Origin of the sequence: Pseudomonas sp. R43(2017), assembly GCF_002112345.1 — a bacterium.
GTDB lineage: Bacteria > Pseudomonadota > Gammaproteobacteria > Pseudomonadales > Pseudomonadaceae > Aquipseudomonas > Aquipseudomonas kribbensis.
Genome location: NZ_NEHJ01000001.1, coordinates 813976 through 836178 on the forward strand (window position 1 = coordinate 813976; position 22203 = coordinate 836178).

Consider the following 22203-nt stretch of genomic DNA (forward strand, 5'->3'; position numbering starts at 1 on the left):
TCCATCCGTCAAAACAAGGACGTAGGAATACCCATGCCCAGGACGGGACGCATCGTGTTACCCCACTACCCGCACCATATCGTGCAGCGCGGCCACAACAGGCAGGTCGTTTTCGCAGAACCAGCGGATTTCGAGCGCTACCTCTCTGACCTGCGCGAGCTCAAGGAAGCATTAGGTATAAAAGTTTTTGCCTACTGCCTAATGACCAATCATGTCCACTTGCTTCTCGCCCCTGGGGAAACAACGTCCAACCTTGGACAACTCATGAAAGCCCTCGCCGGGCGGATGACGCGATATCGCAACAAGATAGAGGGGCGGACCGGCACGCTATGGGAAAGCCGCTACAAATCCAGCGTTGTTCAATCCGACACCTATCTATTGGCATGCAGTCGCTACATCGAGTTAAACCCCGTGCGAGCCCGCATGGTGGCGCGTGCAGAAGACTATCGTTGGTCGAGTTTTGCACTACGCCTGCACGACTTCTCGAAAACCACATGGCTGGATATGGATCCTTGCTTCCTGGAGCTTGGACCTACCGAGGCCATACGGCGTGAACGTTACAAGTCGTTTGTCGAGGTGACTACGCCCTCAAATGAATTGGAACTCATAAGGGGTGCACTTCAGCGAGGGCAACTGACTGGCAACATGAGATTCGTCGACGAAATCGAGAAAATCACCGGGAGACGCATTCAATTCAGAGAGCGGGGCCGGCCAGAGAAAAGTGCTCAACGTCAACAGGGGACGATTAAATAAATCTGTCCCCTATTGACTCCCTTTTGACTCAATTGAATGACTTTTCAGAAAACACCTGGCTGGACAAAGATCCTTGCTTCCTGGAGCTAGGACCTAACGATGCCATCAGGCGCGAACGCTATAAGTCATTTGTTGAAATGGCTACGTCCACCAATGAATTGCAACTCATCAGGGGTGCGCTACAGCGTGGCCAACTGACTGGCAACATGAAATTCGTCGACCAAATCGAAAAAATCACCGGGAGACGCATTCAATTCAGAGAGCGAGGACGGCCAGAAAAAAGCGTTTAATGTCAAAAGGGGGCGATTAAATAAATCTGCCCCCTTTTGAAAATAAATCTGTCCCCTTTTGATTTCTATTAAATAAATCTGTCCCCTTTGATCACAGGGTATTGCGCAGGTTGTGATGCTGGCGGAGCTGGCGGTGAATCGGGGGCTGGATAAAGTCGTTCCGACGGAATAATTCAGTGGCAAAGTTTCCGCTAGCTACCAACTAACATCAAAATGGGGATGATTAAACAAATCTGCCCCCCCTTTTGATTCTTTTGATTTATCTTTGATTTCTTTTGATTGTTTAATTAAATAAATTTGTCACTGTTCTCTACTATTCTTCCGAGTGCCTGACCTATAGGATCGTAAAGATCCCCGTTCAAATCCTCATAATAACCGACAAAATCCGAACCTTTCGCCTCAACCTCTACGTAGGAACCACCATTCAGCTTCAAGTACGCCTCAAGATCCTCCTTTGTTCTATATCCAGAAAAAGTCGTAGTCAAATACCTCTTACCCACTTCGCGAGCCATACTATCTCTCCTTTAATTCAAAGGGGACAGATTTATTTTCTGCGCACCTACAAGCAAAGTATCAACACAAAAACCCACAAACACACCTGATAGAAATAACAGTTTTTAATACTGATTCAGAACAACCAAAGCCCTGTACGATTATAAGAGGCAGCGGATTCTGGCTTATTTAATTTATTGGCTTAGCTTCGGCAGATACATTCTCTGACACATCCCACCTGCTTCAGCCTCGTCACCTTCTAAACTTCCCCCGTCAAAACAAGGACGTAGGAAGACTCATGCCCAGAACCGGACGCATCGTGCTACCCCACTACCCGCACCACATCGTGCAGCGCGGCCACAACAGGCAGGTCGTTTTCGCCGAGCCAGCAGACTTTGAGCGCTACCTCTTTGACCTGCGCGAACTCAAAGAAGCATTAGGTATAAAAGTTTATGCCTACTGCTTGATGAGCAACCATGTCCACTTACTGCTTGCCCCAGGGGAATCAACGTCCAGCCTTGGACAGCTCATGAAAGCCCTCGCCGGGCGGATGACCCGGTATCGCAACAAGATTGAAGGGCGGAGTGGCACGCTATGGGAAAGCCGCTACAAATCCAGCGTCGTTCAGTCCGACACCTATCTATTGGCTTGCAGTCGCTACATCGAGTTAAACCCCGTGCGAGCCCGGATGGTGGCGCGTGCAGAAGATTATCGCTGGTCAAGTTTCGCTCTGCGCCTGTGCGATTTTTCTGAATCCACATGGCTGGACAAAGATCCCTGCTTTCTGGAGCTAGGGCCTACGGATACCAAACGGCGTGAACGCTATAAATCGTTTGTTGAGATGGCGACACCCACCAATGAATTGCAACTAATAAGAGGTGCACTTCAACGGGGTCAACTGACTGGAAACATCAGATTCGTCGGCGAAATCGAGAAAATCACCGGTAGACGCATTCAATTCAGAGAGCGAGGACGGCCAAAAAAAACAGCTTGACGTCAAAAGGGGGCGATTAAATAAATCTGTCCCCTTTGATTGTTCAAATGAATTGGAACTCATAAGGGGTGCAGTTCAGCGGGGGCAACTGACTGGCAACATGAAATTCGTCGACGAAATCGAGAGAATCACCGGACGAAGAATTCATTTCAGAGAGCGTGGACGGCCAGAGAAAACTGCTTAACGTCAAAAGGGGACAATTAAATAAATCCGTCCCCTTTTGATTCTTTAGCTGCTAAGTAAGTGCCATTCAAATCTGTCCCCTTTTGATTTAAATAAATCTGCCCCCTTTGATTTCTTTTGATTTAAATAAATCTGCCCCCTTTGATTTACGACTAAGGCTTTCTTAGCTCCAGAAATGTTGAACCTATTACATAAACACTATTGGTCGATGGTGAATCCAGAGATCCGTAGCACTCAATTTGGCCTTGGTCGAGCTTTGCCATTTCTGCTTCAGTGATATATATCCGGATGCGAGTACTGTTTGTCACGGCCATCGTGAAAGTAGAGCCATAGGCCTGAGCACCTGTTGTCAGGTTATCGATATAGTAGGTGAATGTGTCTCCTGGCTGACTATTGAGTGCCGCATCCATAAGCAGGCTGAAGCCTCTGAATTTTTGAAACTTTGCAAAATTCTTATTGTAAATCGAATAAGCTACGTTATTTGGGTCCCGCATGTTGAATCCTAGGATAGGGTCTGCTTTTTCCATGTCCGTATAATAATAGGGCACGGCGGGTGCTGTGATGACGTATGCGACCATGATGAACATTCCTGCATGAGACTTTAGGCAAGCTTGAAAAGGAGGATGAAGAAAGGAAGGGCTTTGGTTTTTTATCCTACCTATGGAAAAATGAAGGCGTGCTGAATTATTCCTAACGATCTAGGCTGCTCAGCAGCTCAACATAAAGTACAGCACCAATAAGACTATACTCAGATTCACTATAAGCGAAGAAAGAATTGTTAGCTATAACAAGTCGATCATTAATAGTATTGACAAGTCTGTCTATTTTCGAATTTGACACGTTCTGAGGGCCTGGTTTTATCATTGGTGGTGGGTTGTCAAAAGGGTTGTGCATTGAAAAGTTTCCGTTGCCATCATTGTAGAACCTGCTGGTTGAATGGACTAAAGCAGTAGACAAAAAATCCGGCAAGAGTTCTACTGCTAGTATGTCTTTCGTTTCAAAGCTTTCTTCTGTTTGCGATTCATCACGCAATATCCTCACGCGCTGGCTGGCGATGTCCAGTTCTCTTATTGGGCCTCGAAATGACTTTGGCCCTCGGTTGGTTTGTACGACCGCAGTTATCCGTTCGGCCTTTGCGAAGACTATCTTGATGGTTTGGTTTTCCATGACGGCTTCCTTTTTCAAATCAAAGCAAATCAAAGGGGACAGATTTATTTTCCGGCCCATCCACCAGAAAATTATCGACATAAAAGCCTAAAACCACACCTGATAGAAATGACAGTTTTTAATACTTATTTAGAACAACAAAAACTCCAAATAACTATAAATCCACGAACGCAAACTCATTTAACTCATTCCCTCCCAGAACCAGCCAATCCAGCCTCACTTCGACCACACCCAGCGCCCCCCACTGGATATCCCCCCAATCCCAATTATGCTCAAAGAAACCCCGCCCTCCCGCGAGGTCGAGAGTCTGTGCACGCTCCACGAATCACCTGCTCCAGCATCAGCCAAAGGCCACGGGTACGCGACGTTGATGAAGTGCTCCGGCCTATAACAACAAGCACGACGGAGAACCCCCATGGCCGTACTCGACAGCATGTCCACCGGCAGTGCGCCGCATCCGCACCACAGTGTCAGCAAGGAGGAGCGCAAGGTCATCTTCGCTTCGTCCCTCGGCACGGTCTTCGAGTGGTACGACTTCTACCTCTACGGCTCGCTCGCCGCGATCATCGCCAAGCACTTCTTTGCCGGGGTCAACGAGACCACGTCGTTCATCTTCGCCCTGCTTGCCTTCGCCGCCGGTTTTGCGGTGCGGCCATTTGGGGCGGTGGTGTTCGGGCGGTTGGGCGACATGATCGGGCGCAAGCACACGTTTCTGATCACGATTGTGATCATGGGTGTGTCGACGGCGATTGTGGGATTCCTGCCCGGCTACGCGACCATCGGGGTCGCGGCGCCGATCATTCTGATTACCCTGCGATTGCTGCAAGGTCTGGCGCTGGGCGGTGAATACGGCGGCGCGGCGACTTATGTGGCCGAGCATGCGCCGAAGGGCAAACGCGGGTATTTCACATCGTGGATTCAGACCACGGCGACGCTCGGGCTGTTTCTGTCGCTGCTGGTGATTCTGGCCTGCCGCACCGCGCTGGGCACCGAGGCGTTCGAGGCGTGGGGCTGGCGGATTCCGTTCCTGTTGTCGATCCTGCTGCTGGCGGTGTCGGTGTACATCCGCCTGCAACTCAACGAGTCGCCGGTATTCATGAAGATGAAGGCCGAAGGCAAGGCCTCGAAGGCGCCGCTGACCGAATCCTTCGCCCGTTGGGACAACCTGAAAATCGTGATCATGGCCCTGCTCGGCGGCACCGCCGGGCAAGCGGTGGTCTGGTACACCGGGCAGTTCTACGCGCTGTTTTTCCTGCTGCAAACCCTGAAGATCGACCCGCAGACCGCCAACCTGCTGATCGCCGGCTCGCTGCTGATCGGCACGCCGTTCTTCGTGATTTTCGGCAGCCTGTCCGACCGCATCGGGCGCAAGGGCATCATCATGGCCGGGTGCATTCTGGCGGCGGTGACCTACTTCCCGATCTTCCACGCGCTGACCCAGTACGGTAACCCCGACGTGTTCATCGCCCAGGAAAAGAACCCGGTCAAAGTGGTCGCCAGCCCTGACCAGTGTTCGTTCCAGTTCGATCCGGTGGGCAAGGCCAAATTCACCAGCTCCTGCGATCTGGCGAAGACCATCCTGGCCAAACGGGCGATCCCGTACGAAAACGTGGTGGCGGAACCGGGCACCGTGGCCCAGGTACGCATTGGCGACAAGGTCATCGAAAGTTTCGAAGGCACCGCCATGCCGGCCGCCGATTTCAAGACCCGCAACGACGCCTTCACCGCCAGCCTCGGCACCGCACTGAAAGAAGCCGGTTACCCGGAAAAGGCTGATCCGGCCAAGACCAATTACCCGATGGTCTTGCTGCTGCTGACCGTGCTGGTGATCTACGTGACCATGGTCTACGGCCCGATTGCGGCGTGGCTGGTCGAGCTGTTCCCGGCGCGCATCCGCTACACCTCGATGTCGCTGCCCTACCACATCGGCAACGGCTGGTTCGGCGGGTTCCTGCCGACGGTGGCGTTTGCGATGGTCGCGGCCACCGGGGATATCTATTACGGCCTGTGGTACCCGATTGTCATCGCGGTGATGACGGCGATTCTCGGCATCTTCTTCATGCCGGAAACCAAGGATCGCGACATCCATCACACCTGAAACCGGGGCGGCCCTCTTTCATCGAGAGAGAGGGCCGCCGCTCGTTTCAACGCACGTTGCGATACAGCATCAGCCGTGCGCTTTCGTGCAGCCCTCGGGTCAGCTCGACCAGTCGCTGAAATTCTTCGGGATGTGCATCGGCGACGTTCTCCAGTGGTGTCGCCGATTTCAGGTCATGCAACGTCGGCGCACTGCCGTCGTGTTGCATCTGCAGCAAGTGATCCTTGGTCACCCCGCCGATCAGCGGGAATGTCCCTTCGCGCAACACCAATGGCACCACCCGCTCGCCTTCGGGCGCCGGTTGCTGCAGGTCGCGGCCCATGGCGCGGTTGTCGAAAGCCACTCCAGCCATGCCCGCCACTGTCGGTAGCAGATCCGCGAGCCCCACCGCCTCTTCAATCACCTTGGGTTTCAGCAGCCCCGGCGCATGAATCAGCATCGGCACATGGTTGCTTTCCAGCCCCAGCTGTTCGAAGGCCGGCGGCATGTGCGGGATGCGGCTGATGCGCGTGTTGTGGTCGCCGAAGAACACAAAAATCGTGTTGTCGTAGTAGCCGCCGGCCTTGGCCAGTTCCATCAGGCGACCGATGTTGAAGTCCAGCAGGCGCACCGCGTTGTATTGCTCGACGCTGCGTGAGCCGGCGTTTTGAACCTGCTCCAGCGTCAGATTGCTGACTTCGAAGCCGTCGTTTTCCTTTGGAATGGTGAACGGCCGGTGATTGCCCGAGGTTTGCACGTAGGCGAAGAACGGTTTGTCCTTGGGCAGTGCACGCAGAATCTCGTCGCCTTCCTTGAACAGGTCCAGATCGGAAATCCCCCACACATCGACCCGAGGCGAACGCCAGTCGCGCTCTTCGTACAGACGCACGCCGTCGATGCTTTGCTGGATCAGCGCATTGATGTTGGCCCAACCGGCGTTACCACCGATCATGTAGAGCTTCTGGTAATCAGTGAAGGCATTGATCAGCGTGTGCTGGTTGGTGATCAGCGGATGGCGGGTGGCGGTCTCCTGCCGGGTGACGTCGGGGACGCCGGTGATGCTCGCCCACACGGTTTTCGCGGTGCCCGTGACCGGGACGTAGAAGTGTTTGAAGAACCAGCTCTCACTGGCCAGGCGATCAAGATTTGGCGTCGGGTTCAACGGGTTGCCATAGGCACCCACCGCGCTGGTGCCGAGGGATTCGAGCATGACAAACATCACGTTCGGCGCCCGCTCACCCGCGACGCGATAAGGCTGCACGGATTGCTGACGCTCAAATGTGAGGTTTTGCACATCCGGCCGATCCACCCCCAGATAACGGGAAATCACCGGGTAATGCGCCCGCACCTGCGCCTCGTCGAACTGCGCCTGCCCGGCCTTGAGCGTGTCGTAGAGGAACAGCACCGGGTTCAGGCCCACGGCGGCAATCTGTCCGTTGCCGGAAAAGAACGCATCGCTCCAGCGCAGCGGCACCGGGTTTTCCAGGTTGAGCTTGTCGACCCGGCCCAACAGCGCCAGCAGGACGGCCATCACGCCGAGCCCTGCGCCCACGACGACTGAGCTGCGGCGAATCACTTGAGGTTCACGGGCCAGCGTCAATCGTTCAAGGCGCACAAAACCGTAGAACCACAGCGCCAAAACCGCGAGCCAGCCCAACGCAATCCACAGTACCGGATAGGTTTCCCAAACCATCTGCTGCGAAATCTGCGCATCCTCCAGATAACGCAGCACCGTGGCGTTGATCCGCACGCCGAGGTAGGCGTAATGGCCAAAGTCGATGATGTACACCAGACCGATCAGCCCCAATGCCAGCAACAGATAAACCCGGGCCACGCCGCGCAATAGCGGCACCGTGGTCAGATTCCAGCGCGGCAGCCACGCCAGCACCGCCAATGGCAGCACCAGCAACAGCGCCAGCCTCAGATCGAAACGAAAGCCGATGCCCAGGGTTTGCAGCCATTGCGGGTCGGCAAAGAACTGCGCGGCATCCACCCCGGAAAACCCGATCAAGAACACCAGCCGCAGCAACGCAAACAGCAGAAACGCCAAACCTGTCGCGCCCACGCCATAGCGCAGGCGACGCGATTGCAACCACCCCATCGTTTACCTCTGTGTTGTTCGTTGAGATGGCAGGAATTGCCACGCGGTCTTAATGCAAAGTCCAAATCCGGCGATCAGGCAATAACCCGCCAGCAAAGGGTCGATCAGGTAATCCCAGTAGTTTTCCGAAGGCTTGAGGCGCAGTGCGAACGCCAACGTGGCCAGCGCCAGCATCGCCACGCCCAGCGTGTTACGCAGCCACAGCAGTGCCAAAGTCGCCAGACCGATCACCACGATCATCGGCCGTGGATTGAAGCCCCAGCGATAAGGATCGACATAGGTCAGGCCCATCGTCGCCGGGTACAACAGCGCCGTCAGCACCACGAACAGTCCCAGAATCTGGCCCCGTGTCAGCGGTTTCAGTTGAGGAACCACACCGAGGCGCAACAACGCGGCCCAGCCCAGAAACACCAGCGTGGTAATCGCCAGGTCATCGGTGAAGCTGCGCACATACGCCGCCAGCGGCAGGCCGCCCAGCGGAATGAAGCTGACCAGCGCCAGCGCCGGCAACAACCACGGACGCCAGCGCCGGGTGAATTGAAAGGAACCCAGCAAAACAAAACCGAGCAGGATGAAACTCAAATGGGCTTGCCAGAGAAACAGCATCACAGGCGCTCCGCCAGCCAGGCATCGTTGAAGCTGACATGTTTGATAAAGGTGTTGTTCCAGGAATAAACCAGGTGATACAGGCCATCGCTGCCACGGCTGAAATACGGGTATTCGTACTCGAATTCACAGCCTTCGGGCTTGCACACGCGGTAGTCGAGGTTGCTCAGGAAACGTTGTTCCAACGGCAAACGCTGGGCGCCGCTGGAGGCGCGAAAGCCTTCGCCGATGATTGCCTTGTAGGCCTCGGGCGAAAACGGCTGGCCGAGGGGATCGGGGGACTGGTCGAGTTCGATCACGTTGCGCCAGTCGTTGAGATTGGCATCGGTGCCGTACAGGCTGAGCTTGAATCGACCGTCGCGCAGGTCATTGAGCGCCACCAGCAAACCGTCATCGGCGGTGCCCACCGCCGCCAGCGATGAGTTGGGGTTGGCCGGCTCCAGCGGATAGGGTTCGCTCCAGGTCTGCCCGGCATCTTCGGTACGGCTGGCCAGCACCTTGTGATGGGTTTCACCGGCATAACGCAGCATCGCCACGGCGCGGCGCTCGTCCTGCGGCACAATGGTCGGTTGCAGCGAATGCTTGCCGCGACTGATGCGGAATTTGTCGATCACCGCACCGTCCGCGCTCAGGTACAGGTACTCGGCGAACTTGCCCATGAACTCGTGGTACACCGGCAGGCCAATGGAGCCGTCGGCATGGAACACCGGAGCGGCACGCACCAGGGTGCTGATGTTGAAGAACGGCGAGGTAATCAGCTGTCGCGGCGCCGTCCAGCTGCGCCCCAGGTCATCGGAGACCATCACGTTGATCGCGCTGGTGGCCCAGCCGCCGACGGACACCGACACGTAGAACATCCACAAACGCTGGTCCGGCGCGAGGGCAATCACCGGGTTGCCGAGTTTGCGGATGTAGCGCTGGGTGCCGGCGACGGTGGATTCGCGGGTGGCCAACACCTGTTCGGCGCCCCACTCCGCCGTTTTGGCGTTGTAGCGCGCGGTGCGGATCTGCACGTCGGCGGCGCCTTCGCGGGAGCCGGCGAACCACACGGCCATCAGGTCGCCGCCGGGCAGCGCGGTGAGCGAAGACGAATGCACGAAATCATCCAGTTCCGAGGACACGAAACGGCTGCTGTACATCGGTTCCGCCGCATTCGCCGAAACCCGGACCGCAGGCGTTTCAACCGCGAACGGCGCCAGCACATGCTCCGGGTGACTGCGCCACGCCGCGATAAAAATCAGGCTCACGGCGAGCGCGGCGACAACGAATTTCAAACGAAAGGACAAGGCACGCATAGGCAGCTCATGGCAGTTACGAGATGGCAAACCATCGAAAGGACATCCCTGTCACGGGCCCGGATCGTCCGGCAAACGGCGCCGGCGCCCGGTGAGCATCGACAACGGCAGGTTGTCGCGCACTTGAACACTCTCAAACAGCGCCGCCACGATGTGCACGATGACCAACGCCAGCAACGCATCGGCGGCGGTTTCGTGGACTTGCAGCGGCCAGTCGGCGCCCCACAGGGCATCGATTTCTTCCATGGCCCAGCCACTGACGCCGACGGTCAGCATCGCCAGCAGCATCAAGATCATCACCAGTGCGCCGATCGGCGAATGCCCGAGGCGATGCTCGGGCCGCCCGGCGATCAGCGACCGGGCATGGGCCGCCAGCCGTGACGGCGTCGGCCAGAAGTCCGACCAGCGCGCACTGCGCGGCCCGACGAATCCCCACACCAGACGCACCAGCAGCCAGCCCATGGCGTAATAACCGAGCCAGACATGCCAGTCGTCACCGGCTTCATTAAAGAAGTAGTTGGCGGCAAAGACCCCGGCGATGGACAGGTGAAACACCCGCACCACCGGGTCCCACAGGCGCAGGGAATCCCGTGGCATCAGCCCTTGATCTCGGTTTTCACCGCTTTGCCAGTGACTGGGTCGTGGTAGATCTCGACTTTGCGCTTGTCCTTGTCGAAGCCGTAGATCTCGTAGCAGTTGCCGTCGGTGACCTTGAACTTGCTGATTTCGTAACCCTGGGATTTCAGCTGTTCCTGAAACGCCTTCTGGTCCTGCCACTGCGAACGTTCGGCCGTGGTGCATTGCGGGCCGGCGACGGCCAGGGGGCTGGCGACAATCAGGGACAACAGCACAAGTTTGCGCATGGAAGCACTCTCGCTGGATGGGAAAGGCCTCACTGTGCAAAACCAAGCTTAACGAAGGCTTAGTTGGCAACGAGTCGTAACATCTTCGCCGGTTCAGGGGCTGCCACGGCACCAAGGCGAGCGGCATGATGCCGCCGGACACGCCCCGATTTCCCACAGAGAAAATGCCATGCGCCTACTTCTGGTCGAAGATGACCGCGCCCTCGGCCAGGGCATCCGCGTCGCCCTGAGCAATGAGGGTTACACCCTCGACTGGTTGCAGGATGGCGTCAGTGCGCTGCATGCGTTGCGCAGCGAAAGCTTCGATCTGTTGCTGCTTGACCTCGGACTGCCAAGGCTCGACGGCCTGGCGCTGCTGCAACAATTGCGCGCCGGCCAGCATGATTTGCCGGTACTGATCCTCACCGCCCGCGACGGCACCGCCGAACGCATCGCCGGGCTGGACGCCGGCGCTGACGATTATCTGGTCAAGCCATTCGATGTCGATGAACTCAAGGCGCGCATCCGTGCCTTGCTGCGGCGCAGTCAGGGTCGTGCGCAACCGGTGCTGGAACACGCCGGCGTCTGCCTCGACCCGATCAGCCAGCAAGTCACCTGGCGCGGCAGCACGGTGGTGGTCACGCCGATGGAATATCAGTTGTTGCATCAGCTGATGGCCCGCCCCGGCAAAGTCGTCACCCGCGAACGCCTGTCGCGCACGCTGTACGGCTGGCAGGAACGGGTCGAAAGCAACACCCTGGAAGTGCTGATCCATAACCTGCGCAAGAAGCTCTCCGCCGAACTGATCCGCACCGTGCGCGGCGTGGGTTACGTCGTGGAGCTCAAGCCATGAACTCGATTCGCGCGCGGATTCTGCTGCCGGTGCTGTTTCTGGTTCTACTCGGCGATGTGCTGATCAGCTGGGCGGTGTTGCGCTACAGCCACCATGAAATCGAAGAAATCTACGACGCCCAACTGGCGCAAAGTGCCCGCCTGCTGCAAGGCGTGCTGGCCCAGCGTGCACCCGGCGACAACGATTGGGAGCGACTGCATCAGGCCTTCGACGAAGCAATGAGCCGGGACGGCGACGGCGATGGCGAGGCGGCGCATCCCTACGAGACGCGGCTGACCTTTCAGGTCTGGCGCAACGACGGCCAGTTACTGATGCGCTCGGCCGAAGCGCCGATTCTGGATGCACCACCCGCCACCCTCGGCGCCCATGACTTGATGGAGAACGGCCGCGACTGGTGCGCCTTCCTGCTCCAGGACCCGCGACAAGGCCTGTTGATCTGGGTCGGCGAGCGCGACGACATCCGCCAGGACCTGATCACCCGCATCGTCGGCCATACCCTGTGGCCGAGCCTGATCGGCGTGCCGCTGCTGGCGATCTTGATCTGGCTGACCATCGGCTGGGGTTTGCAGCCGTTGCGGGCCATGGCCCGGTCGATTCGCGGCCGCGACACCGACACCCTGAAACCGCTGCACCTGAGTCCCCTGCCCCAGGATCTGGAGCCGATGCAGACCGCGCTCAACCGCTTGCTGCAACAGATCGACAATCTGCTGGCCCGGGAGCGACGCTTTATCGCCGACGCCGCCCACGAGCTGCGCACGCCACTGGCGATCCTGCGGATTCATGCGCAGAACGCGCAGTTGGCCAACACCCCGCAACAGCGCGAGGAAGCGCTGGAGTTTCTGGTCAGCGCCGTGGACCGCGCCACGCGCATCGCCAGCCAATTGCTGACCATGGCGCGCATTGAGCCGCGTCTGGCATCTCCGCAAAACGCTCGCGTCGAACTGACCGCCCTCGTCCGTGAAGAGCTGGCCGAGCTGACGCCGCTGGCCCTGGAAAAAGACGTCGAACTGATCCTCGACAGTGATCATCACTGCCCGGTCGACACCGATCCGGTGGCGTTGGCCATCGCTCTGCAAAATCTGGTAACCAATGCGCTGAACTTCGCCCCGCCCGGCAGCGAGGTGCGGGTTCAGGTGCAGCCACAGGCCTGCGGTTCGGTGTCTATCAGCGTCGAAGATGCCGGCCCCGGTATCGATGAGCAGCAATATGCGCGGTTGTTCGAACGCTTCTACAGCGAGGGCCACGCCAATGGTGCGGGGTTGGGACTGGCCATCGTGCAGATGATCGTGAGCAAGATCGGCAGCACCCTGCAGCTCTACAACCGGCCTGAAGGCGGGTTGTGCGCCGAGCTGCGAATCCCTGCGGGATCAACCGGACCTGCACCGGGCATTTAACGAAATTTTCATGTTTGCCTGCCTATGATCCGGGCCTTCGTTGGGGAGTAACCTGCTTCCGAGCCCCTCGGAAGCGTTCGTATCAACATATTCGGCAACATGCCGTGGTGCGAACACCTTCGGGTTGGTGAGACCGACGACACATCCATGCCGAAAGTCGGGCGTGTGGTTGTGTCGTTGACTCATGGCCCGACTGGAAGTATTGCCCGTGAATCCTGTTTCCCTGATCTTCCTCGCACTCGCCATGTCCACGGATGCCTTCGCGGCCGCCATCGGCAAAGGCTCCAGCCTGCACAAACCACGCCTGACCGAAGCCCTGCGCACCGGTCTGATCTTTGGTGTCATCGAAGCGATTACCCCGGTCATCGGCTGGTTCATCGGCCAGGCCGCCACTCGCTGGGTGGAAAGCTGGGACCACTGGATCGCCTTCACCCTGCTGGTCGCGCTGGGTCTGCACATGATCTACAACGGCCTCAAGCATGAGGAAGCCGAAGAAGAAAAACCGGGGCAGCACTCGTTCTTCATTCTTGCTGTCACCGCCGTGGCCACCAGCATCGACGCGCTGGCTGTCGGCGTCGGCCTCGCGTTTGTCGATGTGAACATCTGGGTGGCCGCTGCCGCCATTGGCCTGGCGACCATGACCATGGTCACCATTGGCGTGATGCTGGGTCGGGTGCTGGGCACCGTGGTCGGCAAACGTGCGGAAATCGTCGGTGGCGTGGTGCTGATGATCGTCGGTGCGACGATTCTCTACGAACACCTGTCGGCCTGATTCTGAATGCCGGTGTCAGGGTGTTTGCAAACGCCCCGGCACCGGCGCAGAGCTCGACGCGCTGCCCGATGGCGCGTCGATTTGTTCCAGACTCAAGTGCGCGGTTTCCCTGAGGAAGAACGAGCAGACCGCCACGATCCCCAACGCCACCGCCCCGTACACCGCAACGCCAAACGCGTTGTGGTTGTTGGCAATGAGAATGGCCGTGGCCGCACTCGACGCCGTCCCGCCTCCCAGCGCGGCACCGATCTGGTACGCCGCCGACATCCCCGAATAACGCATGTCCCGTGGAAACTGCTCGGCGAGAAACGCCGGGATCGGCCCCTGCGTTGCGCCCATGAACGCACCGATCACGATGTAGGCGAACGTCGATACCAACAGGCTTTTCAGCCCCACCAACGGAAAGAACACGAAGAACCCGGCCGCCATGATGAACGCGCCGAGGATCATCACCTTGCGCCGGCCGATCCGGTCGGACAACAAGGCAAACAGCGGCGCGGTGATGACGATGGCAACCGATAACGCGATGTCGAAAATCAGTGCATCGGTGCTGCCATAACCCAGTTGCGTGGCGTAGGACAGAAAGAACGTACTGCCGATGTAGGCGATGGTCACGTAGCCAAACGCGATGCCGGTGCACAGCAGCATGGCCCGAGGTCGTGCGCGCAACGCTTCAATCAGCGGCATCCGCCCGTGTCCCTTCGACTCGCCCAGCGACTGCGCCGGTTTCTGCAACCGCGCGTAGAGCCCGACCAGCACCAGCACACCGCCCAGCCAGAACGGAATGCGCCAGGCAAACCCGGCAAGGTCGTCGTTCGCCGCCACGCTGACCACGGCGAACACGGCTGAGCCGAGAATCCCGCCAATGCCGATGCCCATGCTGGTGAAACTGCCCCACAACCCTCGACGCCCCACGGGCGCCGATTCGATGCCGAACAGCGCGGCCCCGCCCCACTCGCCCCCCGCGGCAAATCCCTGCACCAGTCGCAACAGCACCAGCAACGCCGGCGCGCCTGCGCCGATTGTTGCGTAACCCGGCAAGCAGCCGATCAGGAAGGTGCTGAGCCCCATCAACAACAAGGTAATCACCAGCATTTTCTGCCGGCCGAGTTTGTCGCCGTAATGCCCGAACACCATGCCGCCCAACGGCCGGGCGAAGAACCCCGCGCCGAACGCACCGAAGGCAACGAGGGTCGCGGTGAGCGGGTCCATCTGCGGGAAAAACACCTTGGGGAACACCAGCGCGGCGGCGGTGCCGTAGATCACGAAGTCATAAAACTCCAGGGCGGTGACCATGCCGGAGACGAAGAAGGTTCTCAGCGCCGACGGTGAACCCGCCGTGCGTGCAGGGTGACTGGCCATGTGGGGTGCTCCTCTTGTTGTTGTTTTTCGGGGCGTTGCTGCAAGGGTTTCAGAAGCGCTGGTAACCGTTGCACGCCAGCTGTTTCGGGTTGCCGGCGGCGAATTCGAGCACGCAGTCTTCAGCGTCGATGCCGATGGTCAGCAAGGTTTCCCAGCGCTCGGTGGCCGGCATGCTCGGGTCGGGATGGAAGCAGATCGGCGCCTCTTCGCCGGCCGCGCCGCACATGGCATCGGCCCGGCGCACGAGGTCGCCTTCGGTCATGCCGGTCAGCAAGGCGTTGACGTGATCGATGCGCGCGTAGGTGGTCGAGGCGTCCGGCGTGCGTTCGCCAGCGCTCAGCTCCGGGTCGAGGAAATGGTTGGTGTGGGTGATCCAGCCTTCGGCGCTCGGCAGCACCACGGCGGTGGCGGCAGGCGACATCTCGATGCTGCAGGCGCGGATTTTCGAGTCTTCGCGAGTGAACACCGTCAGCACCGTGGATGCACTGACCCGCGCCGAACGCGCCAGTTCGATGGCCTCATCGACACTGCGCGCCTGCTCCAGAATCCGCCGCGCAATCGCGTGCACCGGCACCCCGCCGCTGCCATTGTCGCTGGCATGGTGAAGGATGTTGAAGTGCAGCCCGAGCCCGGCGCTGTTCACGCCGATCTTGCCGAGCATGCCGAATTCGGTGAACAGCTTGACGGTCATCCCGGCGTCGGTGGTCAGCTGCAGGATCAGGCCGTTGGGCACCAGCGTGTCGTGCCAGTCCCAGGTCTGGATGGTTTTCGGCGCCTGCGGGCCATGGGGCGCGAACACGGCGGTCGAGCATTCGCCTTCATTCGAGGGCATGACCGCGAGGATTTCGGTGCGGGCGTTCAGGGCCGCGAGTTGCCACAGCGGCAGATCCGCGCCTTCGGCCATGGCGACGACTTCCTCGGCCAGTGCCGGGCTCCAGTCTTCCAGGCTTTTCAGACTGGCCTCGCCGATGGCGCGCACTTGCTGCGGCGGGATGTCGAGTTGATTGAAAAAGTCGAGGTACAGCGCAACGGTCTGGCGAATCTGCGCGCTGAAGGCATCACCGATCTGGTGCCCACGGGTTTGCGGGTTGCGGGTGTCGGTGACGAAGCAATGAAGGTTCACGAAAGGGTTTCCTTTTTTTGGCGTTGTAATCGGAGTGCGGCTTACGGCTGGCGGCGATAGATTTCGCGGCCGGCGAAGAAGGTGTTGAGCACCTGAGTGTCGCGCAGGGCTTCGGGGGCGACCGTGAATACATCGCGGTCGAGCACGATCAGGTCAGCCTGCTTGCCGGGTTTGAGTGAGCCGATCTGATCTTCCAGGCGCAGGACCTTGGCGGCATTGAGGGTGTAGGCCTGGAACATGACCTGGCGGTCGATGTCTTCGGCGGCGTTGAGCACGCCTTTCGGGCCCTTGCGGCTGACGGCCTGGTAGATGGCTTTCCACGGCTCGGGCGTGGTGATCGGCCAGTCGCTGGCGCCGGCGATGGTGGCGCCCTGCTTGAGCAGCGAGCGCGCCGGATAGGTGTACATGAAGGCCATGGCGCTGACGTACGGTTTGACCAGATCCATGCTCGATTCATCGGCACTGGCCCAGTACATCTGCATCGAGGCAATGACATTCAACGCCTTGAACCGGGCGAATTCTTTCGGGTTGACCATCTGCAGATGGGTGATCGAATGAGCGATGCCGCTCTGGCGATCCTTGCGCGCCTGCTCGATGCCGTTGAGGGATTCGCGTACCGCGCGGTCGCCGATGGCGTGGATGTGCACCAGCCAGCCACGGGCGTCGGCGGCGCTGACCAGTTCGCCAAAGTGCGCCGGATCGATCAGCAACTCGCCGGACTTCTTCGAGTTTTTGTAGGGCTCCAGCATCGCGGCACTCTGCGCGGGCGATTCGGCCACGCCGTCGGCGAACACCTTGATCCCCGGCAGCGTCAGGTTGTGCACGCCGAGGAACTGTTGGCGGACCTTGTCCAGTTCATCGAGATCCGCAGGCGTGGCTTTCGAATCCGCCATCAGCAATGCGGCGACGTGGGCGGTGAGTTCGCCGTTTTCCGAAAGCGTCTTGTACGTCGGCAGCACACCCAGCGAGTCGTTTTTCACGTCGGCACCGGGCAGTTCGTTGGCCAGAGGGTCCATCCACCCGGTGATGCCCAGACTCTTGTAGTAATCCAGCGCGGCGCGACCGCCCGCCAGCAGCGCTTCATCGGTCGGCGGCGGCAACAGGGCCTGTACCGGGTAGAGGCCAGCGTCCACCATAAAGCCGTTCGGTTGTCCGTCCGGGTGATGGCCGAGGGTGTCTTTCTCTTCGGGTTTGAGCGCCTGGATGCGCGCAGCATCGATGCCGGCGCGTTTGAGCATCGCCTGATTGGCCCAACCGGTGTGCAGGTCCCAACCCAGCAGCAACAACGGCTGATCGGCCCACTCGCCCTGATTGAAGCGCTGTTCCAGCGCATCGGTCTGGTTCCAGTAAGTCGAGGGCAATCCGCCGACGCTGAGGAATTCGCCGCGCCGGGCCTTGCCGTCCTCACGCCATTGGCGCAAGCGCGATTCCAGCTCATCGAGCGGCAACATCTGCCCGTCGAGATTGGCCTGCAGCAGCTGCAAACCGCCCTTGATCGTGTGGGAATGGGAGTCGATGAAACCGGGCATCACCACTTTGCCGCCCAGATCGATCATCCGGGTATCGGCGGTCTTGAGGCGCAGCACCTGCGCATCCGAGCCGACCGCTATGACCTTGTCACCTTCGATGGCGACGGCCTGCTGCAACGGTTGGCCGGGTTCGGCGGTGTAGATTTTCGCGTTGTGCAGGATCAGGTCGGTGGCCGCCAGACTTTCCAGCGAGGCACAGGCCAGTGCGGACGACACCATCAGGGTCAGAAGCTGCTTCATGAGCGTTCCCGTTATTTTTGTTAGGCTGAGGCCAGATTAGCCAAGCCCGCCGGATAACTGAATGCCGTCTCACGCACAACTTCTGTGCCCATCAGGAATAGATCAATGGACAAAATGAGCGCCCTGACCATGTTCGTCGCCACCGCCGAACACGGTAATTTCAGCCGTGCCGCCGAGGTGCTCGGCAACACGCCGTCGGCCCTGACCAAGGCCGTGGCGCAACTGGAAGAGGAACTCGGCAGCCGCTTGTTCGACCGCACGACACGACGCATGGCGTTGACCGAGGCCGGGCGGATCTATCTGGAAGGCGCGCGTCAGGCGCTGTTGCAACTGCAACTGGCCAGCGAAGGCGTCGAACAGCTCAAGCACGAACTGCGCGGCGAATTGCGCATCATCGCCCCGCCCTCCTTCGCCCCGGCCTTTCTCAATCAGGTGTGCTGCCGCTTTCTGAACGAGCATCCGCAGGTGAATCTGGAAGTGGATCTGAGCGACAACTACGACGACCCGGTCGATGGCAGCTACGACCTGGCGCTGCGTGACGGGCCGATCGATCTGCCGGGAGTGATCGCCCAACCGCTGGTGGAAAACCGCGTGCAGCTCTGCGCCAGCCCGGCCTATCTGGCGCGCAAGGGCAGCGATGTGTCGCTGGACAACTATCACCAGCACGACTGGCTGATCTTCCGTCACCCGCTGCTCAACCGGCATTTCTGGTGGGTCAAACAGGGCGAGCGACGCTTGCGCATGACCCAGCCGACCCCACGCATTGCCAGTGACAATTACGATTTCCTGCTGGCCTGCCTGCTCGACGGCCAGGGCCTGCAATTCCTCCCGCAGTGGAGCGCCGCGCCGTATCTCGCACGGGGCGAACTGGTGGAATTGATGCCCGAATACTGGCGTGAGCCCAGCGCCTTCGGCCCTTGGATCTACGTGCTGTATCAGGCCCATCGGCGCAATACGCGCAAGGTGAAGGTGTTCATCGATTTCCTGAAGGCGCATTGGCAAACGACGTAATCCGTTTGTGTCATGTCGCTGTCATTCACGGTTGCTAACGTCCTCGCGCCTCTTTGCCCCGACTGCCAAGGTGACCTTCCCGGTGTACTCAAGCCCGACGCGCCAGACCATCATCCTCAGATCCGCCGATATGTCCTGCGACGACTTCGGCGCGTTGTTCTCCCGCATGTTCGGCAATCGTTATGGCGACACACCGCCGCCGCCCAAGAACATCATCATCGGCGGCGTCTACGGGCGGCACGACGGCGTCAGTTTCCGGCGCATGCATTACCGGGGCGATTTCACCGTAGCGTTCCCCGAGCCCTACGATGAAATCACCTTCGTGATTCCCACCGCCGGCCGGATCATCTTCAACGACTCCGCCGAATCCCTGGGCCTGCCCCACATCGGGCTGGCCATCGACAAGGCGGATCTGCGCTCGATGCGCTTCGTCGACAATCATGCCCAGCACGGCATGTCGATCAGCCGTGCTGCGCTCACTGAACGGCTGTCGTCACTGCTGGGCCGACCGATCGTGCACAAGCTGCATTTCGAGCCGAGGGTGGATCTGAACAGCCCGGCGTTTCAGGGCATTCGTGCACTGATCGACCTGGCCACCGGCACCGAGTTCGACCTGTTGTTGAACGCCGGTTCGCTGATGCCGTCGCGCCTGCGGGAAATGCTGGTGGACGCGGTGCTGGAAGCCTGGCCGCATAACTTCAGCGAAGCCTTGCGCCGGCCCGAAGCATCGATTGCACCTCGGCATGTGAAGCAGGCTATCGAATACATTCAGGCGCATCCCGAACAACTGGTCAGCGGGACGGATCTGGCGGGGCTGGTGAACGTCAGCCTGCGGGCGTTGCAGGAAGGTTTCCGGCGGTTTGTCGGCACCTCGATTGTCGCGTACCAGCGCCAGGTCAGGCTGGAGCGTGCCTGCGAAGCGTTGAAGCGTGGCCCATCGTCCTCGGTGACCGACGTGGCCCTGCAATACGGATTCAGCAACGTCGGCCGGTTCTGCCAGTACTTTCAGGATGCCTACGGCGTGAGCCCCGCAGAAATGCGAAAAGGACTGCGCTGAGGCAGTCCTTTTTCTTCACCTTCAAATTGATCAGAACTGATAGCTGGCCTTGAGCCCGCCGCTGAAGCCGTGGCTGTCGCCGCCACCGCTGGCACCGACTTCGGCACCCAGGCTCAGGGCACCGAGGTTGGCCATCAGGTTGACGCCGCCACTGAACTGATCGCGGTTGTCGAATGCCGCGCGTTGTTCGATATCCAGCCCCAGCAGATGGCCTTCGCTGTCGACCTGATGATCGCCGAGCACACGCTCGTAACCGACTCGCACGCCCGGCACCAGTTGCCACGCGCCCATGGGCATCGGGGCGAACGAGACGTCGAGATTGGCCACGGCACTGCGGCGGGTTTGCTGGATGTCGTCGACGTCGAGGGCCAGTTCACTGCCCTTCTCCTGGAACCCCGACAGGTCCAGACGGCTGACCCGCACGCCGAGGCTCGGCTCCAGAACCATATCGTTCAGCGGCAGGCGATAACCCAGCGCCAACGTGGCGCCGCTGAGATTGCCGTGGGTGTCGCCCTTCGCCGAACCAAGGCCGCCGCCGAGATCGCGCTTGCTGTCGTAGTCGACGTAACCGGCGCTGAGGTTGGCATCGGCAAACAGGCCACGCTCCAGGCTGGTGAAGCCATAACGGGCACCCAGATTGAGGAAGGTGAAGTCGGTATCAGCCTCGCCACCCGCCCCGCCGACGGTGCCTTTGCTGTAACCGATCCCGCCCCGTGCGCTGAGTTGCTCGGAGAAGCGCTGGGTAACGCCGACCATCAGGCCCTGGCTGTGTTCGTTGCTGCTTTGCGCATGGGCCGAACCGTCGGTGCCGAGGTAACCGGCGAGCGCGGTGCTCCACAAACGGTATTGGCCGACCTTGAGGTCGGTGCCGCTGGCGAATGGCGCGGCGGCCTGTTCGATCATTGCGTTCTGACGCAGCAGGTAACTGGCCGCATCGGCGTGCACCTGACCGCCGACGGTGGATTCAACGCCGCCCAGAGTGCCGGCATCGATGGCCGATTGCAGGTAGTAGTTGTAGGCGCTGTAGGTGCCCGACAGCTTGCTGTTCTGCAGTTCCTGCAACAGTTGCGCGCCGGCGGCGGCGTTGCCGATCAACCCGGCCTGACCCGGCAGGCTGTTGTACTCGACCATTTTGCCGCGCAGCACGTAAATGGTTTCCTGGGACAGACCCAGACCCTGCTTGAGGTAGTTGTCCATGCTGCCGTACTGCGCGGTCACCTGATCCAGGCCCGCTTGCAGGTAACTCGCTTCCACACCCAGCAGCGGCGCGTAGACCGCGGCCATGCTCGGCGGCATCATCGCCAGCGTCTTGGCCACGCGGGCGGCGGTGTAGTCGTTGGTCGCCAGGTAGTTGCTCATGATCGTCGCGTTGTCGACCCCGGCGATGCTTTGCAGCACGGCGGCGGTCCAGCCGGTGCGGTCCTTGCCGGCGGTGCAATGGAACAGCGCGGCACCGTCGACGCCGGCCAGTTCGTTGAACAGCACGCCCAGCTGACCGCGCATGCCGGCGTCGCTGACAAAGGCGCGGTTGGTCTCCTGCATCATCGCAATCGCATCGGCGGCGCTCTTGAACGAGACCGTGGTGATGTTCGCGCCCGAGGTGGTGGCGCCGATGATGTCGATGTTCTGGTAGTTCGCGCCGCTGATCATGGTGTCCGGCGTGGCCGCGATTTCGCTGGGGGTGCGCAGGTCAAAAACGGCCTTGATCCCCAGACCGTTGAGGGTCGCCAGATCCGACGCTGTCGGCGTCAACGCGTTGGAGCGGTAGAACACACCGGCGCGCATCGTGCCGTCATGGGTCGTCGAGTAGGCCGTGGTGATACCGGCGACATCGCGGAAGTTGTCGATGCCCTGCAGGCGCGGGGTATCAAGGTCGGCCGCGTGGGCGGCGGCAATGGACAGACTCAACACGGACAGCGAACACAGAAGACGTGGAAACACGATGCAGCCTCATTGGAAACCGGTTGGGCTGCCCACTATCTACAACGAAATGTGACTGAATATGGCAAATCTGCGAAAAGCGTAAATGGCGGCGCGATCTGTCCGGCGGGCGCGCATTCTG

Annotated in this window: 20 protein-coding genes; 8 read left to right on the plus strand and 12 right to left on the minus strand. The window is 59.7% G+C overall.

Annotated features, from left to right (window positions below):
- The first annotated feature begins 33 nt into the window (after positions 1-33).
- Positions 34-753, plus strand: coding sequence for a transposase (locus CAG02_RS03740; RefSeq protein ID WP_085708390.1), 720 nt, complete (start codon positions 34-36; stop codon positions 751-753).
- A gap of 577 nt (positions 754-1330) precedes the next feature.
- Here the strand turns inward: CAG02_RS03740 and CAG02_RS03745 are convergent.
- Positions 1331-1555, minus strand: a complete 225-nt coding sequence (locus tag CAG02_RS03745; RefSeq protein ID WP_085708391.1) for a hypothetical protein — start codon at positions 1553-1555, stop codon at positions 1331-1333.
- 278 nt (positions 1556-1833) lie between these two features.
- Here CAG02_RS03745 and CAG02_RS03750 point away from each other — a divergent pair, with 278 nt between their 5' ends.
- Positions 1834-2529: a transposase gene (locus CAG02_RS03750; RefSeq protein ID WP_085708392.1), complete on the plus strand. Its 696-nt coding sequence runs from the start codon at positions 1834-1836 to the stop codon at positions 2527-2529.
- Positions 2530-2864: 335 nt separating this feature from the next.
- On the opposite strand, the gene CAG02_RS03755 is transcribed toward CAG02_RS03750, so the two are convergent.
- Complete coding sequence (locus CAG02_RS03755; RefSeq protein WP_085708393.1) at positions 2865-3290, minus strand: hypothetical protein; 426 nt, start codon at positions 3288-3290, stop codon at positions 2865-2867.
- A gap of 112 nt (positions 3291-3402) precedes the next feature.
- Positions 3403-3879: a hypothetical protein gene (locus CAG02_RS29440; protein ID WP_139831824.1), complete on the minus strand. Its 477-nt coding sequence runs from the start codon at positions 3877-3879 to the stop codon at positions 3403-3405.
- 415 nt (positions 3880-4294) lie between these two features.
- On the opposite strand from CAG02_RS29440, the gene CAG02_RS03760 reads away from it, so the two are divergent.
- Positions 4295-5977 (plus strand): MFS transporter, encoded by a 1683-nt coding sequence (locus CAG02_RS03760; RefSeq protein ID WP_085708394.1) that lies wholly within the window; start codon positions 4295-4297, stop codon positions 5975-5977.
- 46 nt (positions 5978-6023) lie between these two features.
- On the opposite strand, the gene CAG02_RS03765 is transcribed toward CAG02_RS03760, so the two are convergent.
- From CAG02_RS03765 to CAG02_RS03785, 5 genes are read right to left on the minus strand one after another with little or no spacing between them, the layout of a single operon-like run.
- Entirely contained in the window at positions 6024-8057 is a 2034-nt protein-coding gene (locus tag CAG02_RS03765; protein WP_085708395.1) for an LTA synthase family protein, read from the minus strand.
- Positions 8058-8060: 3 nt separating this feature from the next.
- A complete protein-coding gene (locus tag CAG02_RS03770; RefSeq protein WP_085708396.1) occupies positions 8061-8663 on the minus strand; it encodes a hypothetical protein in 603 nt (200 codons plus the stop codon).
- Entirely contained in the window at positions 8663-9958 is a 1296-nt protein-coding gene (locus CAG02_RS03775; RefSeq protein WP_085708397.1) for an exo-alpha-sialidase, read from the minus strand. Before CAG02_RS03775 ends, CAG02_RS03770 begins: the two co-directional genes overlap by 1 nt.
- Before the next feature lie 51 nt (positions 9959-10009).
- A complete protein-coding gene (locus tag CAG02_RS03780) occupies positions 10010-10555 on the minus strand; it encodes a cytochrome b/b6 domain-containing protein (protein WP_085708398.1) in 546 nt (181 codons plus the stop codon).
- Complete coding sequence (locus CAG02_RS03785; protein WP_085708399.1) at positions 10555-10821, minus strand: PepSY domain-containing protein; 267 nt, start codon at positions 10819-10821, stop codon at positions 10555-10557. The genes CAG02_RS03780 and CAG02_RS03785 overlap by 1 nt, the downstream gene beginning before the upstream one ends.
- A 169-nt stretch (positions 10822-10990) precedes the next feature.
- Here CAG02_RS03785 and CAG02_RS03790 point away from each other — a divergent pair, with 169 nt between their 5' ends.
- From CAG02_RS03790 to mntP, 3 genes are all read left to right on the plus strand, one after another.
- Complete coding sequence (locus CAG02_RS03790) at positions 10991-11653, plus strand: response regulator (RefSeq protein ID WP_085708400.1); 663 nt, start codon at positions 10991-10993, stop codon at positions 11651-11653.
- A complete protein-coding gene (locus tag CAG02_RS03795; RefSeq protein WP_085708401.1) occupies positions 11650-13047 on the plus strand; it encodes an ATP-binding protein in 1398 nt (465 codons plus the stop codon). The genes CAG02_RS03790 and CAG02_RS03795 overlap by 4 nt, the downstream gene beginning before the upstream one ends.
- Before the next feature lie 208 nt (positions 13048-13255).
- Entirely contained in the window at positions 13256-13819 is a 564-nt protein-coding gene (gene mntP, locus CAG02_RS03800) for a manganese efflux pump MntP (RefSeq protein WP_085708402.1), read from the plus strand.
- Between the two features lie 15 nt (positions 13820-13834).
- Here mntP and CAG02_RS03805 read toward each other — a convergent pair whose 3' ends face one another.
- The 3 genes from CAG02_RS03805 to CAG02_RS03815 are packed head-to-tail and all read right to left on the minus strand — an operon-like array spanning position 13835 to position 18073.
- Positions 13835-15181, minus strand: coding sequence for an MFS transporter (locus CAG02_RS03805; RefSeq protein ID WP_085708403.1), 1347 nt, complete (start codon positions 15179-15181; stop codon positions 13835-13837).
- A 49-nt stretch (positions 15182-15230) separates the two neighbouring features.
- A complete protein-coding gene (locus CAG02_RS03810) occupies positions 15231-16304 on the minus strand; it encodes a C45 family peptidase (RefSeq protein WP_085708404.1) in 1074 nt (357 codons plus the stop codon).
- Between the two features lie 41 nt (positions 16305-16345).
- The gene (locus CAG02_RS03815) at positions 16346-18073 is read right to left on the minus strand and encodes an amidohydrolase (RefSeq protein ID WP_085708405.1); all 1728 of its coding nucleotides are present in this window, start codon (positions 18071-18073) and stop codon (positions 16346-16348) included.
- Positions 18074-18178: 105 nt separating this feature from the next.
- Here CAG02_RS03815 and CAG02_RS03820 point away from each other — a divergent pair, with 105 nt between their 5' ends.
- Both CAG02_RS03820 and CAG02_RS03825 read left to right on the plus strand, forming a co-directional pair.
- Positions 18179-19084: a LysR family transcriptional regulator gene (locus tag CAG02_RS03820; protein ID WP_085708406.1), complete on the plus strand. Its 906-nt coding sequence runs from the start codon at positions 18179-18181 to the stop codon at positions 19082-19084.
- Positions 19085-19166: 82 nt separating this feature from the next.
- Positions 19167-20141, plus strand: a complete 975-nt coding sequence (locus tag CAG02_RS03825; protein WP_085708407.1) for an AraC family transcriptional regulator — start codon at positions 19167-19169, stop codon at positions 20139-20141.
- Positions 20142-20171: 30 nt separating this feature from the next.
- On the opposite strand, the gene CAG02_RS03830 is transcribed toward CAG02_RS03825, so the two are convergent.
- Entirely contained in the window at positions 20172-22082 is a 1911-nt protein-coding gene (locus tag CAG02_RS03830; RefSeq protein WP_085708408.1) for a tyrosine-protein phosphatase, read from the minus strand.
- Between the last annotated feature and the right edge of the window lie 121 nt (positions 22083-22203).